Here is a 13,489-nt window from a genome sequence, read left to right on the forward strand (position 1 = left end):
TGCCGGGTGCGGGAGTGGTGGGGGGTCACAATGGCCCGCATGAGAGTGATCTTCACGCTGGCCGGGGCTGCGCTGCTGGCGGCGACGGTCGGGAGCATCCTGCGGACGCTGGTGGTGCCGCGCGGGCTGTACTCGGCGTTGGTGCAGCGGCTGTGGCGGGTGTTGCGGCTGGTGCTGCGCACGGTCGCGGCGCCGTTCGGCGGGTACCGGGCGATCGACCGGGCGCAGACCTGGCTGGCGCCGCTGATCCTGCTGGGGATGCTCGGATGCTGGCTGCTGTCGACGCTGCTGGCGTACACCTTCCTGCTGCGCGGGACGTCCGACCTGAGCTGGACGGTGTCGTTCCGGGAGGCCGGGTCGAGCCTGTTCACGCTCGGTTTCGCCAGCGGCGACCGCCTGCACCTGTCGCTGATCGACTTCCTGGCGGCGGCCAACGGGCCGCTGATCATCGCGCTGCTGATCGCCTACCTGCCGACCCTGTACGGGGCGTACAACCGGCGGGAGTTGGAGGTGACGCTGCTGCAGTCGCGGGCCGGCGAGCCGGCCTGGGGGCCGGAGCTGCTGGCACGTCAGGCGCTGGTGCGCACCGAGAGCGAGCTGCCGGACCTGTACCGGGACTGGGAGCGGCTGGCGGCGGACCTCGGCGAGGGCCACTCCAACTACCCGGTGCTGATCTCGTTCCGCTCCCCGCAGCCGCACCGCAACTGGGTGGTCGGCCTGATCGCGGTGATGGACGCGGCGGCGATGCAACTCGCCCTCAACCCGCGCTCCGCCCCGCCGGAGGCCCGGCTGATGCTGCGCGCGGGGTTCACCGCGCTGCGCGACATCGCGACCTCGCTGCGCATCCCGTTCGATGCCGATCCGGATCCGGAGGGTCCGATCCGGCTGACCTTCGCCGAGTTCGACGCGGCGGCGGCCATGGTGACCGCGGCGGGCATGCGCCTGGAGCGCCCGGTCATCGACGCCTGGCCGCACTTCCGCGGCTGGCGGGTCAACTACGAGGCGATCGCCTACGAGCTGGCCCGCCGCGCCGACGCCGTCCCGGCGCTGTGGGCCGGGCCGCGGGACTTCCCGGCCACCCCGATCCCACCGCGCCGCCCCGCCGACCGCCGCCCCGCGAACCCCTGAGGGCACCCCCGCGGGCGGCGGCCGACCGCGAGTCCTGCCGGACGGCCGCCGAGCGGGAGCCCGGCTCAGCCGAGCAGCCGGAACTTGGTGGACGGGACGCCGCTGATCAGGCTGCAGTCCAGGTTCGAGGTCGTGGCGCTGTACGTGAAGCCGCTGGGGACGCTGCACGCCCACAGCCCGTTGACCGGCGTGCGGAGCCGGTAGGTGGTGGCCTGGACGCCCTGGTTCAGACTGCACGCGGTGGTGTAGCTGACGTAGTCGTAGGTGAAGGCGGGCGTCGCCACACACGCCGTCAGCCCGTCGTACGGGGTGCGCAGGTGGTAGGTGTTGGCGACCACGCCGGACTGCTGGCTGCACGCGGTGCCCCAGCCGATCGAGTCGTAGACGAAGCCCGGCGCGCTCGTACAGGCCGTCAGACCGTCGACGGGCGTGCGCAGGTGGAACTGCGGCGAGTTCCAGTTGCCGCCGCCACTGCAGGTCCGGTTCATCGCCACCTGGTCGTAGACGTAGCCGGACGGGACCGAGCAGGCCCAGGCGCCGTCCAGCCCCGTGGGGGCGGCGGAGGCGCTCGTCGCGGCGGTGCCCGAGAGCACCAGCGCCGCCGCCGCGAGGGCGGCGAGCAGCAGGCGAGCAGGGCGGTCGACCAGGACGGCTCGGGCAGCTCGGACGGTTCGTGCGACGGACATGATGCTCCCTCGGGTGAGGAGTTCGGCCGGTGGATGCACGTGCACGGTGCGGGGACCCGGGTAGGCGTCCGCACCCGCGGGAGATTCCAACACGCCCCACGGACCGTCACCCCGCCGCCCGGCCCCGGACGGTCACATCACCGCCCGCCGTCCACCCGCCGCGCACCGATCCGCCGACCCGCCTCACCCGATCGACGACACCCCCGCTGCCGAACCCGGCCCAGCCGCCCCGCACACCCGCCCCGACTTCTCGTCAGCCGCCGACAGCCCCCGGCCCCACCGGGGGATCGGGAGCCACCCGCTGACGCGAGGCGATCCGAAGCCCCGCGCCGGGTCTGTCGTCAAACCCCGTCGCGGCCCCGCGGTGGCTCGTTCGTGCTCTCGGCGTGCGGGGGAAGCCCTCGTCGGGGGTGTACTCGGGTGACGACAGACCCTAGTGCTTGCCGCCGCGCAGGAGTTGTTCCTCGGCGGCGGCCAGCAGTTCGACCACCCGGCGGCCGAAGCGCACGTCGCAGGGGTGCGCCGGGCCGCCGGCCGCGGTGGCCAGCAGGGCGTCGACGGCGCGGCCGAAGGCGGCGGTGGGGTGCTCGGAGCGGTCCGGCAGCTGGACGACGCCGGCGGTGCCGCGCAGCTCCAGGCCCGCGCCGTTGGCGGAGGCCTCGGGCGGGGCGGTGAGGCTGAGCGTCACGGTGCTGGAGGCGCCGCCGGTGTGACGCAGGATCAGGTGCGTGGTGTCACCGGGGCCGGGCGCGGCGGTCACCTGCTCGACGTCGCCGAGGATCGGCAGCAGCACCGACAGGGCGTGCGGGCCGACGTCCCACAGCGCGCCCTTCTGCTGCCGCCAGGCGGAGGCCGCGTACGGGCTGTCGGTGGTGAAGACCGAGCCGATCCACTGGCAGTGCGCGGTGAACCAGCCGTCCTGGGCGGCCTGTTCGGCGATCCAGGGGGCCTGCCGGTCGCCGAAGCGGACGGTGAAGAAGACCACCGAGGCGACCCCGGCCGCGGCCACGGCGTCCTCCACCGCGCGGGCGGCGTCGATCGTGGCGGCGACCGGCTTGTCCAGCAGCAGGTGGCAGCCCGCCTGGGCGGCACTTACGGCGAAAGCCGCCTGCACGTCCGGGGGCAGCGCGATGGCGACGGCGTCGACGTCGGCGAACAGCGCCTCCGCCGTCGGATAGACGTCCACGCCGTGCACGGCGGCGAGTTCGGCGGCGGCCTCGGGGCGGCGGCCCCAGACGCCCGCGAACTCGACGTCCGGGTGTTCGGCCAGCGCGGGGGCGTGCACGAAGCCCGCCCAGGGGCCGGTGCCGAGCAGTCCGATCCGCATGCTCAGCCCTCCACCCGGATCAGGGTGAAGCCGTCGTAGCCCTTGCTGCCGACGGTCTGCACGGTGGTGGCGGTGACCCGCGGCTCGGCGGCGAGCAGGTCGTGCATCCGCTGGACGCCGCGCACCGCCTCGTCCTCGCTGTCGGCGTCCGCGAGCTTGCCGTCGCGCACCACGTTGTCGACCACGATCACCGAGCCGGGGCGGGTGAGCGCCAGCGAGGCCTCGATGTAGTGCGGGATGCTTGCCTTGTCGGCGTCGATGAAGACCAGGTCGTACGGCTCGGTGCCGGCCTCGGCGAGTTCGCGCAGGGTGTCGCGGGCCGCGCCGACCTTGACCTCGGCCCGGTCGGCGAGACCGGCGTGGGCGAGGTTGGCGGTGGCGACGGCGGCGTGCGCCGGGTCGAGCTCCAGGGTGGTGAGGGTGCCGTCCGCGGGCAGCGCGCGGGCCAGCCAGATCGCGCTGTAGCCGGCCAGGGTGCCGATCTCCAGGATCCGCCGGGCACCCTGGATCCGGGCCAGCAGGTGCAGCATCTTGCCCTGGTTCGGGGCGACCGCGATCTGCGGCAGCCCGGCCTTGTCGGCCGCGGCCAGCGCCGCCTCCAGTGCCTCGTCGTGCCCGATCAAACGGTCACCGATGTACTCGTCGACCGCCGTCCACGCGCGCGGGTCGCTCTCCTGCCGTGCCATTCCCCACCTCCGTGATCATGTCGCCCGGCCGACCCTACTCCCTGCCCGCACCCGCGGGTACGCCGGACACGGGGATCCGCCCCCGCTCCGCCGCACCGGGAACGCCACAGGCCGGCCCCGCAACCGGGACCGGCCTGCACGTCTCGCCCAGCGGTGCCCACCGAGGGGCCGCCGTCACTCCACGGGTTCGGCGACGGTGTCGGTGAGCGGTTCGCCGCTCTTGCCGCCGGACTGCTCCGGGTGCTGCGCCCGCGACTTCTTCGCCCGCCGCTTGATGATCAGCGCCGACCCGGCCCCGAACAGTGCGGCCGCGCCGAGGCCGATGTACGAGGCGCCCTGCAGGTACTTCTCCGCCACCTTGCCGACCTGGTACACCAGCAGCGTGGTACCGCCGGCCCAGACCACGCCGCCGAGCACGTTGGCGACCAGGAAGCGCCAGTACGGCATCCGCAGGGTGCCGGCCAGCGGGCCCGCGAAGATCCGGAGCAGGGCGACGAAGCGGCCGAAGAACACCGCCCACATGCCCCAGCGCTGGAACGCCCGCTCGGCGGTGGCCAGATGCTCGGGTCCGAAGTGCTTGGGGAACTTCCGGCCGAGTTTGGCGAACAGCGGCCGTCCGCCCTTGTGCCCGATCGCGTACCCGATCGAGTCACCGATGATCGCGCCGGCGATCGCACACCCGGCGACGCCCCAGGGGCTGACGACGCCCTTGGCGGCCAGCAGCGCGGAGGTCACCAGGGCGATCTCGCCGGGCAGCGGGATGCCCAGGCTCTCCAGGCCGATGATCAGACCGATGATGACGTACACCGAGGTCGGCGGGACGCTCTCGATCCACTGGTCGAGGTGCAAGGCGGAGTACCTCCGTCTGGGCAGGATGAAGCGGGCCGGCGGCGCACGGCACTACGGAAAATCTCGGTAAAGAACCGGTCGGGCCAGCCTAACCGGTACCCCGCGCGCCCTCCGAGCCCCCGCCTCCGCCAACGGCCGCCACCACCCGCCGGTTCCCGCGCCGCAGCAGTCGGCGGGCGGTCAGCAGGGCCCCGAGGTGGCACAGCAGCGCCGCCACGACGGCGAGCAGCGGCAGCCGGCTGCCCAGCCACAGGTGCAGCGCCAGCCCGCCGATCAGCAGGACGACCACCGCTACGCGCAGCGCCCGGTTGGCACCCAGCAGCCCCCGGTCGGCGCCCGCCAGCGTCCCGCTGCTACCCGGCGGCCCGGCCCGCGACCCGTCGGCGCCGATCACCGGACCGCCTGGACGTAGTGCACCCACGGTCGCAGGTCGCCCTCCTCGACGCCGCCGAACCCGGCCTGCTCGACCAGCGGGCGCATCAGGTGGACCGGGTTGTTCTCCATCACCGGACCGACCGCCGCGCCCACCAGGTGACGGCCCAGCGCGCTGGTCGGCGGCCGGAAGTCGGCGAGCAGCAGCCGTCCGCCCGGGCGCAGCACCCGGTGCATCTCGGCGACCGCGATGGCCCGGTCGGGCTCGGGCAGGTGGTGCAGCATCAGGGCGGAGACCACCAGGTCGCAGCTGCCGTCCGCGGCGGGCAGCCGCTCGGCGACGCCGTCCTCGAAGGTGCAGCCGGGTCGTCCGGCGGCTGCGCGGGCGGCCTGGGCGCGGAAGTCCGGGGACGGGTCGATGCCGCGGATGGTGCCGCCGGGGGCGAGGCGTTCGGCGACCCGGACGGTGAGGTAGCCGGTGCCGCTGCCGACGTCCAGGGCGTGCTCGCCCGGGCGGGCGCCGCTCAGTTCGGCGAGGCGGCGGTAGACGCGGTCGCGGCGGCCGGCGAAGAAGGCGCTGGTGAAGACGTCGTAGCCGCGCCCGTGGGTGAGCGTCTGACCGCCGGTGCGGGAGTCGGCGGTGCCGTGCAGGAAGCCTGCGAGGTCCATGAGCGAGCCTTTCTTAGTCATGACTAAGTTCTCTTGGCGAGAATCAACTTAGTTGCGACTAAGTCTGCTGGCAAGGGGTCGCTACGATGGCCGTGTGCCGACCTCAGACCCGCCCGCCCGCGTGCGGCTCAGCGCCGCCGACCGGCGCGCCTCGATCCTCGCCGCCGCCACCGAGGTCTTCTCCGAACTCGGCTACCACCGCAGCAAGATGAGCGAGGTCGCCCGCCGGGTCGGGGTCAGCGAACCGGTGGTCTTCCAGAATTTCGGCTCCAAGGCCGCGGTCTTCTCCGCCGTCCTCGACCACGCCGCCGAGCAGATGACCGCGGCGTTCACCGCCTGGGCCGACCGCTGCCCCGACATCGGCTCGTGGCTGGCCGAACTCCTCGCCCCCGCGCACCTGACCCGCGTCCACGACCGCGGCACCCTCGGCGTCCTGCTCTCCGACGCGCAGACCCTGACCCACGAACCCGGCGTCCTCGACGCCGCCCGCCGCGCCAACCGCCTCGTCGCCGACACGCTCACCGACCTCCTCGCCCGAGGCCGCGCCGACGGCTCCCTCCGCCCGGACCTCGCCCCCGCCACCGGCGCCTGGTGGCTGATCTCCCTCTTCGCCTCCCAGCCATTCCGCCACGCCGTCTCCCCCACCAGCCACGAGGCCGACCTGGCCGACCTCACGCTGCGGACGCTTCTCGCCCCGTCCTGACAGCCCGTCGACTGACGGAGCGTCGGCCGACGAGCTGCCGACCAACGGGGCCGTCGACCGATGAGCCCGGGGGTCAGCCCTCGCTCACCCACGCGGGTAGCGCCTCGCGGCGGGACAGCCACTCGGGGGCGATGTCGGTCAGGCCGGTGCGGGCGGCGGTGACGCCGCCGGCGATGGCGCAGGTGGTGTCGACGTCGCCGAGGCCCTCGGCGGTGGTCCACAGGGTGTCGGTGAGGCTGTCGAGGTGGTGGGCGGCGGACCAGAGGGCGAAGGGGACGGTGTCGGTGGCACGGATGTGCCGGCCGTTGCCCAACAGGTCCGCGGCGCGCCAGGGTTCGGTGGTGGGGGCCAGCTCGGCGGCGGCCCGCACCCCGTCGCGTACGGCGCCCTCCGGCGTGCGGTCGGCGACCGTGCGGAGCAGCGCGGCGCCGCTCGGGGCGTCCTGGCGGCGGCCGCGGGCGGCGAGGGCGGCGGCCAGGGCGACCGCGACGGCGCCCGCGATGCCCTCGGGGTGGGCGTGGGTGACCTCGGCGGAGTAGGCGGCCTGTTCGGCGGCCTCGTCGAGGTCGTCGGCGAACCAGGCCCCGAGCGGAGCGACCCGCATCGCCGCGCCGTTGCCGAGGCTGCCCTGACGGTCGAACAGTTCGCGGGACTCCTCCGGCCAGCGCGCGGGCTGCTCGGCCAGCACGGGCAGCAGCAGCTTCATGCCGCGGCCGTAGCCCCGGCCCGGGTCGGCGAGGAAGGTGGCGCCGAACATCGCGGCGAGCTGGGTGCGGTTCACCCCGTCCTGGTCGACCAGGGCCCGGTACACGGCCAGGGCCATCGCGGTGTCGTCGGTCCAGTGCCAGGGCGACTCCTCCGGCGTCCGGCGGGCCCTGATCTGCTCGTACGCCTGCGACGGCTTCCGGAAGAGCCCGAACCAGCGCTCCCCGAAGGCGTCGCCGAGGGCGAGGCCCTCCAGGGAGTCGCGGGCTGCCTGCCGGTGGTCGTCGGTGTGGTCGGGAGTCGTCATGCCGGGCATCCTGCCAGCCCCGTACCGCGCCGCCCACCCGGTTTTCCGGCGCCCCCGACCAGCTCTGACGGCTCGTCATCAACCGTCGCTCACACGCAGTAGAGCGCCGCTGCCACCTCCTCGACGGTGGCCTCGGGCGCGCCGGTGAGCCGGATCCGGAGCCGCTCGCCCGGCAGCAGGGTGGTCAGGCCCCGGTCGGCGGTGGCGGCGGGGTGGATCCGGTCGGGCTGCAGCAGCAGGTCGCGGACCAGGGTGCGGGCGGTGACCAGGACGTCCAGCGCGCCGTCGGCGACGGGCTCCAGGGTGAGCGCGTAGTCGGCCTCGGGGTAGGCGAACTCCCGGTCCACGGACGGGAAGTGGACGGCGCGCAGGCCGTCCGCGTCGGCCACCAGGTACTCCTCGGCGGAGCCGGGGACGGGCAGCAGGGCCGGCGGAACGGGGAGGGCGAGCACGGCGCGCGGGTCGGCGGTCAGCTCGACCGAGGTGTCGGCCAGCAGCTTGCCGTCGACGTCCAGGCGCCGCAGCCGCAGGGTGGTGGTCCAGGGCTCGGCGGACTGGTTGACCAGGGCGGTCCGGGGTGCACCGTCGCGGTCGGCGGGCTGCAGGGTGAGCAGGCGGTCGGCGTAGAGGCGGCGCAGTTCGTGGTGGAGCGGCTTGAGCCGGCCGTCGCCGTCGATCGCCGCCCAGGAGGAGACCGGCCAGCAGTCGTTGAGCTGCCAGACGACGGTGCCGGCGCAGCGCGGCCAGTGGGAGCGCCAGTGTTCGATGCCGGTGGCGATGGCGCGGGCCTGGACGACCTGGGTGAGGTAGTGCCAGCGGTCGAAGTCGGCGGGGGGCGCGAAGTGCCGGGCGAGGCCGCGGTCGAGCTTGCCGTTGCCGTCCGTGGCCTTCTGGTGGTGCAGCATGCCGGGCGAGTCGGCGGCGAGGGTCTCGCCGGGCAGGGCGCGGCGCAGGGTGGCGTGGGCGGGCGGGGCCTGCCAGCCGAACTCGGCGACGAAGCGCGGGACGCTGGCCCGGTACTCGGCGTGGTCCTGACGGTTCCACACCTCCCAGGAGTGGTGCGTGCCGTGGTCGACGTCGTTGGGGTGGTGGTCCCAGGAGCCGGACCAGGGGCTGCCGGCGGTGTACGGGCGGGTGGGGTCGAGTTCGGCGACGATCCGCGGCAGCAGGCCGAGGTAGTAGCCCTCGCCCCAGGAGTCGCCCGCGAGTTCCTCCTCCCAGCCCCAGTCGCGGAAGCCCCACAGGTTCTCGTTGTTGCCGTTCCACAGCACCAGCGAGGGGTGCGGCATCAGCCGGACCACGTTGTCCCGGGCCTCGGCCTCGACCTCGCCGCGCAGCGGCTGCTCCTCGGGGTAGGCGGAGCAGGCGAACGGGAAGTCCTGCCAGACCAGCAGGCCGAGTTCGTCGCAGGCGTCGTAGAAGACGTCCTGCTCGTAGATGCCGCCGCCCCAGACCCGGACCAGGTCGACGTTGGCGTGGGCGGCCTGCCGGAGCCGGGTGCGGTAGCGCTCCGGGGTGACGCGGGCGACCAGCGTGTCGTCGGGGATCCAGTTGACACCGCGGACGAACAGCCGCTCGCCGTTGACGACGAGGGTGAAGGCGGTGCCGAACTCGTCGGCGCCGCGGTCGAGTTCGACGGTCCGGAAGCCGATCTGCCGCTGCCAGGCGTCGAGTTCGCGCGCGCCGTCGTGCAGGCTGACGGTCAGTCCGTAGCGCGGCTGGTCGCCGTACCCGCGCGGCCACCACAGGTCGACGTCGTGGGCCTCCAGGGTCAGCACGCCGTGGTCGCCGTCGAGCACCGCCTCGGCGCTCGCGCCCGCCGCCGCGGCCCGGACGGTGAGCGGGCGGCCCGCGCCGGCGGCGGTGCGCTCGACGGTGACCCGCACCTCGACCAGGCCGGTGGTGCCGTCGACGGTGACCAGCGGGCGGACCTCAGCCAGCCGCGCGGTGGACCAGTGCTCGAGCCGGACGGGCTTCCAGATCCCGGCGGTCGGCAGCGTCGGGCCCCAGTCCCAGCCGAAGCTGCTGGCCATCTTGCGGATGTACTGGAACGGCTCCGGGTATTCGTTGGGCCGCGCGCCCACCAACTCCCGTACCCGCTCGGCCTCCTGGTACGCGCTGGTGAACTCGACCGCCAACTCGCCGCTCAGGCCGGTCACGTCGAACCGGTACGTGCGGTGCATGTTGCGGGTGCGGCCCAGTTCGACACCGCCGAGCGTGACGGTGGCGGCGGTGTCCAGGCCCTCGAAGACCAGGTCGGTGCGCTCGTACCCGCCCGCGTGGGCCGGCAGGTCACTGGTGTAGGTCCAGTCGCGCCGTCCGACCCACGCCACCTCCAACTCGTTGACGCCCAGGTACGGATCGGGGATCAGCCCGGCCGCCAGCAGGTCGGTGTGGACGCAGCCGGGGACGACGGCCGGCAGCCGCGTGTCCCCGTGGCGCAGGCTCCAGCCCTGCCCGAGCGGGGTGGTGTGGGTCATCTGTACAGCTCCCATCGGAGGGCCTGACCGGGACGGTGAGTCATCGGCGCGAGCACGGTAACCCGCCCCGGCGACGCTGTCCATAAACCGGTTATGTGGTGCGCTTGACTCGCTTCCCGGCACGTCAACTCACGTCCTGGATGCAGTCAGGAGCGCTGCCGGTGCCCACGAGATCGCCGCGCGGCCGGTGCTGGACAAGCTCGGCGCTTTACCGCTTCACCGAACGGGTCGACCGGCAGCCGCGCTCCGGCCGTCTCGGGCCCGCCGGGCGTAGTAGCTTGAGGGGGCGGACGCACGGTCCGCTTCCCGCGTGCGAAAGGTTCCGTCAAGTCCGTGGAGCAGGTGTCCCCGCAGCAGAGCCCGCCGGCGAAGCGGCCGACCATCGCCGACATCGCCAGGATCGTCGGCGTGTCCAAGGTCTCGGTCTCCAACGCCTTGAACGGTCAACCGGGTGTCTCGGACGCCACTCGCGCGAAGATCGCCGTGGTCGCCGAGGAGCTCGGCTTCGTCCGCAACAGCGCCGCCCGGGCGCTGAGTGGTGCGAAGGCCGCGGCCGTCGGGCTCGCGCTCTGCCGGCCCGCGCGGATGCTCGGGACCGAACCGTTCTTCATGGAACTCATCGGCGGCATCGAGCAGGTGCTGTCCGAGGCCTCCTACTCACTGGCGCTGCAGGTGGTCTCCGACCACGAACGCGGTCTGGAGGCGTACCGGCGCTGGTGGGGTGAGCGGCACATCGACGGGGCGCTCCTGGTCGACCTGCGCCGGGACGACGCCCGGGTGCCCGCGCTGGAGGAGATGGGCCTGCCCACCGTGGTGATCGGCCACCCGTCCGGCTCCGGCCGGCTCACACCCGTCTGGTCGGACGACGCCGCGGCCACCCGCGAGACCGTCGAGTACCTCGCCGCGCTCGGCCACCGCCGGATCGGCCGGGTGGCCGGGCTCACCGGCCTGGTGCACACCGCCCTGCGCGACGAGGCCTTCGCCGCCGCCTGCACCGACCTCGGACTGGACCCGCTGCCGACCGTGCACACCGACTACACCGGCGAGGAGGGCGCCCGGGCAACCCGCCGGCTGCTGCTCTCCCCCACTCGGCCGACCGCGATCCTGTACGACAACGACATCACCGCCGTCGCGGGCCTCTCGGTCGCCCAGGAGCTCGGGCTCACCGTCCCCCGCGACCTCTCCCTCGTCGCCTGGGACGACTCCCCGCTCACCCAGGTCGTCCGGCCGCCGCTCACCGCGCTCACCCGCGACATCCACGCCTACGGCGCCCACGCCGCCCGCACCCTCCTCACCCTGATCGCCGGCCGCCCCACCGACGGCTACCAGGACCACGCCCCCCAGCTCACCCCGCGCGGCTCCACGGCGCCACCTCCGGCGGCCTGACGGCGGGTCACACGGCGCTGCCTCCAGCGGCCTTGGCGGCCTGACTGCGGGTCAGGCCGGCCGGGACGGCGGGCCGGGCGGCGTTCAGCCCGAGGCCGGGCCGTCGAGTGAGGCGCGCACGGCGCGCGGCGCGGAGGTCGATCCCGGTTGACGCCCGCTCACCGCTCCTGCGGCGCCGGCCCCGTCGTGCCGCGCGGGACCAGGACCGGGGTGCCCGAGACCCGGGAGGTGGCGTGGCCGTCGTCCAGCAGGGCGAGCAGGCAGCGGGCGACCTCCTCGCCGACGGCGAAGGGGTCGTCGGCGAGGGCGGAGAGGTGGGGACGGGTGATCTGGCAGAGGTCGGAGTCGTCCCAGGCGACCAGCGAGACGTCGCGCGGGACGCTGAGGCCGAGTTCGTCGGCGACGGCGATGCCCGCGACGGCCATCAGGTCGTTGTCGTAGACGAGGGCGGTGGGCCGGTCGCGGCTGGTGAGAAGGGTGCGGGTGGCGCGGGCCCCGGCGTGCGCGGAGAGGTCGGTGGGGAGGCTGCGGGCGGTGACGCCGGGGAGGGCGGCCACGGTCGCGGTGAGGGCCTCGGTGCGCAGCAGGGTGCGGCCGAGCGACTGCGGTCCGGTGACGTGCGCGATCCGGCGGTGGCCGAGCAGCGCGAGGTAGCGGACGGCCTCGCCGATCGCCGCGGCGTCGTCCGTCCACACGGCGGGGAACGGTCCGCTCAGCGACGGGTGGCAGACGGCGACGGCGGGCATGCCGAGCTTGTGCACGGGCTCAAGGCGGGGGTCGTCGGCGACCACGCCGACCAGCACCGAGCCGTTCACCCGGCCGGACTGCCACCACTGCCGGTAGAGCGCGATCTCGGCGTCCCGGTCGGGTACGGTCTGCAGCAGCAGCGCGCACGGCCGCTCGGCGAGGACCTGCTCGATGCCGCCGATCAGCGCCATCTGCACCTGGTCGAGACCGGACGCCGCGCCGCGGGTGAGCGCCATGCCGACCGTGTGCACCTGGTCGGCCCGGGCCAGCGAGCGGGCGGCGAGGTTCGGCGACCAGCCGAGTTCGCGGGCGGCGTCCACGATCCGCTGCCGGGTCGCGGCGGAGACCCCGGGGCGCTCGTTCAACGCCAAGGACACCGCCCCGGCCGAGACGCCGGCCCGCGCCGCGACATCCCGGATCGTCACCCGGCGCTGCATGCCACTCCTCACCTCACCCGCTACCTGACGCCCCCCATCCTGTCAGCTCCCCGCCACCCGCGCGGACCTCGCCCTCTGGTAGCGTCGCCCTCTTCGCCGCCACCCCGGCGGAGTACCCACGGCAGGGACGGCATGACGACCGCGCAGCAGCGCCTGCACCACGCCCTGGACGCCCTCGACCGCACCGCACGCCCGGGTCCGCGCGTCGACGGCTGCACCCACTGCTTCACCCCCGCCCAGCTCGGAGCCCTGGCCGGGCCGCCCGCGCTCCTCCCGAACGGCCTACTGCACTCCGCGGCCGCCAAGCACCCGACCCACTGGGGCGACTTCCCAACCCTGTACCGTCGCCTCGCGCCGCGCGTGCTACGCCAGTTGACGACCGGTCGGCTCGATCTCGACGGCAGCCTGGTCGGCGCCCGGCTGTACGCCGCGAACTGGCGCGAGTGGCCCTCCGCGGACCTGGTCCAGGCCGTCCTGGACGCCTGGTGGGACACCACCCTGGACCACTACCCGGCCCGGCCCTCCGCCCCCGAGACCTTCGAGACCCTCACCGCAGCCTCCGGCTCCCCGACACCATGGCTCCACACCTGGTCCGCCACTCCCACCCCCGCAGCCGACACCCACCTGGCAGACACCCTGACCACCTGGCTCTCCGACGGCGAACTCCCGGACCTACGACTCGGCTTCTACAGCGACCTGCCAGTCGGACCGGAGCTCCTCGCATGGCTGCTGACCCTCCCGCCGAGCCGAATCCGCGACGACCAACGTCAACTCCTGGAGCCCACCCCCAGCCACTGACCCCCCGTCAGCCCACCAGCACCATCCCGCCGGAGGCCCCCCACACAGCGTCAGTCCGCCGGAAGCGTTACGTCCGAGCCACTCCCGCTCCCAACTCCCCTCCCCACCGCCGGCGGCGGGTCTGTAAAAAGAACGGTGTAACTCCCGATCAAGGAAGTAGCACCTGATGACAGACGTGACCGTCTCGGCCGAGGCCGTGGAGGCCGGGC

At 74.1% G+C, this 13,489-nt stretch carries 13 protein-coding genes; 4 read left to right on the forward strand and 9 right to left on the reverse strand.

Translation table 11 applies throughout. The annotated features are described in order from the left end of the window. The first annotated feature begins 39 nt into the window (after positions 1–39). Entirely contained in the window at positions 40–1,128 is a 1,089-nt protein-coding gene (locus tag ACWD4U_RS32195; protein WP_363459644.1) for a hypothetical protein, read from the forward strand. A gap of 65 nt (positions 1,129–1,193) precedes the next feature. Here the strand turns inward: ACWD4U_RS32195 and ACWD4U_RS32200 are convergent, their stop codons facing one another. The 6 genes from ACWD4U_RS32200 to ACWD4U_RS32225 all read right to left on the reverse strand — a co-directional run bounded on the left by ACWD4U_RS32200 (position 1,194) and on the right by ACWD4U_RS32225 (position 5,738). After that, positions 1,194–1,814 (reverse strand): hypothetical protein, encoded by a 621-nt coding sequence (locus ACWD4U_RS32200; RefSeq protein WP_363459645.1) that lies wholly within the window; start codon positions 1,812–1,814, stop codon positions 1,194–1,196. 433 nt (positions 1,815–2,247) lie between these two features. Further along, positions 2,248–3,141: a Gfo/Idh/MocA family protein gene (locus ACWD4U_RS32205; protein WP_363459646.1), complete on the reverse strand. Its 894-nt coding sequence runs from the start codon at positions 3,139–3,141 to the stop codon at positions 2,248–2,250. Between the two features lie 2 nt (positions 3,142–3,143). Further along, positions 3,144–3,827: an O-methyltransferase gene (locus ACWD4U_RS32210; protein ID WP_363459647.1), complete on the reverse strand. Its 684-nt coding sequence runs from the start codon at positions 3,825–3,827 to the stop codon at positions 3,144–3,146. Positions 3,828–4,001: 174 nt separating this feature from the next. After that, positions 4,002–4,676: a DedA family protein gene (locus ACWD4U_RS32215; RefSeq protein ID WP_363459648.1), complete on the reverse strand. Its 675-nt coding sequence runs from the start codon at positions 4,674–4,676 to the stop codon at positions 4,002–4,004. 88 nt (positions 4,677–4,764) lie between these two features. Further along, on the reverse strand, positions 4,765–5,070 hold the full coding sequence (locus ACWD4U_RS32220) for a hypothetical protein (RefSeq protein WP_363459649.1): 306 nt from the start codon (positions 5,068–5,070) through the stop codon (positions 4,765–4,767). Continuing rightward, on the reverse strand, positions 5,067–5,738 hold the full coding sequence (locus tag ACWD4U_RS32225; protein WP_449787375.1) for a class I SAM-dependent methyltransferase: 672 nt from the start codon (positions 5,736–5,738) through the stop codon (positions 5,067–5,069). The genes ACWD4U_RS32220 and ACWD4U_RS32225 overlap by 4 nt, the downstream gene beginning before the upstream one ends. A 73-nt stretch (positions 5,739–5,811) precedes the next feature. Between ACWD4U_RS32225 and ACWD4U_RS32230 the strand changes: the two genes are divergently transcribed. Continuing rightward, positions 5,812–6,420, forward strand: a complete 609-nt coding sequence (locus ACWD4U_RS32230; RefSeq protein ID WP_363459651.1) for a TetR/AcrR family transcriptional regulator — start codon at positions 5,812–5,814, stop codon at positions 6,418–6,420. A gap of 73 nt (positions 6,421–6,493) precedes the next feature. Here ACWD4U_RS32230 and ACWD4U_RS32235 read toward each other — a convergent pair whose 3' ends face one another. Then, complete coding sequence (locus ACWD4U_RS32235; RefSeq protein WP_363459652.1) at positions 6,494–7,432, reverse strand: ADP-ribosylglycohydrolase family protein; 939 nt, start codon at positions 7,430–7,432, stop codon at positions 6,494–6,496. Between the two features lie 89 nt (positions 7,433–7,521). Next, positions 7,522–9,912: a glycoside hydrolase family 2 protein gene (locus ACWD4U_RS32240; protein ID WP_363459653.1), complete on the reverse strand. Its 2,391-nt coding sequence runs from the start codon at positions 9,910–9,912 to the stop codon at positions 7,522–7,524. Between the two features lie 333 nt (positions 9,913–10,245). Here ACWD4U_RS32240 and ACWD4U_RS32245 point away from each other — a divergent pair, with 333 nt between their 5' ends. Then, complete coding sequence (locus ACWD4U_RS32245; protein ID WP_363459654.1) at positions 10,246–11,298, forward strand: LacI family DNA-binding transcriptional regulator; 1,053 nt, start codon at positions 10,246–10,248, stop codon at positions 11,296–11,298. Between the two features lie 158 nt (positions 11,299–11,456). Here ACWD4U_RS32245 and ACWD4U_RS32250 read toward each other — a convergent pair whose 3' ends face one another. Then, positions 11,457–12,482 carry a LacI family DNA-binding transcriptional regulator gene (locus ACWD4U_RS32250; RefSeq protein WP_363459655.1) on the reverse strand — a complete coding sequence of 342 codons (1,026 nt, stop codon included), beginning with the start codon at positions 12,480–12,482 and terminating at the stop codon, positions 11,457–11,459. A 132-nt stretch (positions 12,483–12,614) separates the two neighbouring features. Between ACWD4U_RS32250 and ACWD4U_RS32255 the strand changes: the two genes are divergently transcribed. Next, a complete protein-coding gene (locus tag ACWD4U_RS32255; RefSeq protein WP_363459656.1) occupies positions 12,615–13,280 on the forward strand; it encodes a hypothetical protein in 666 nt (221 codons plus the stop codon). The last annotated feature ends 209 nt before the right edge of the window (positions 13,281–13,489 follow it).

Source organism: Kitasatospora sp. NPDC002522, from assembly GCF_053595195.1.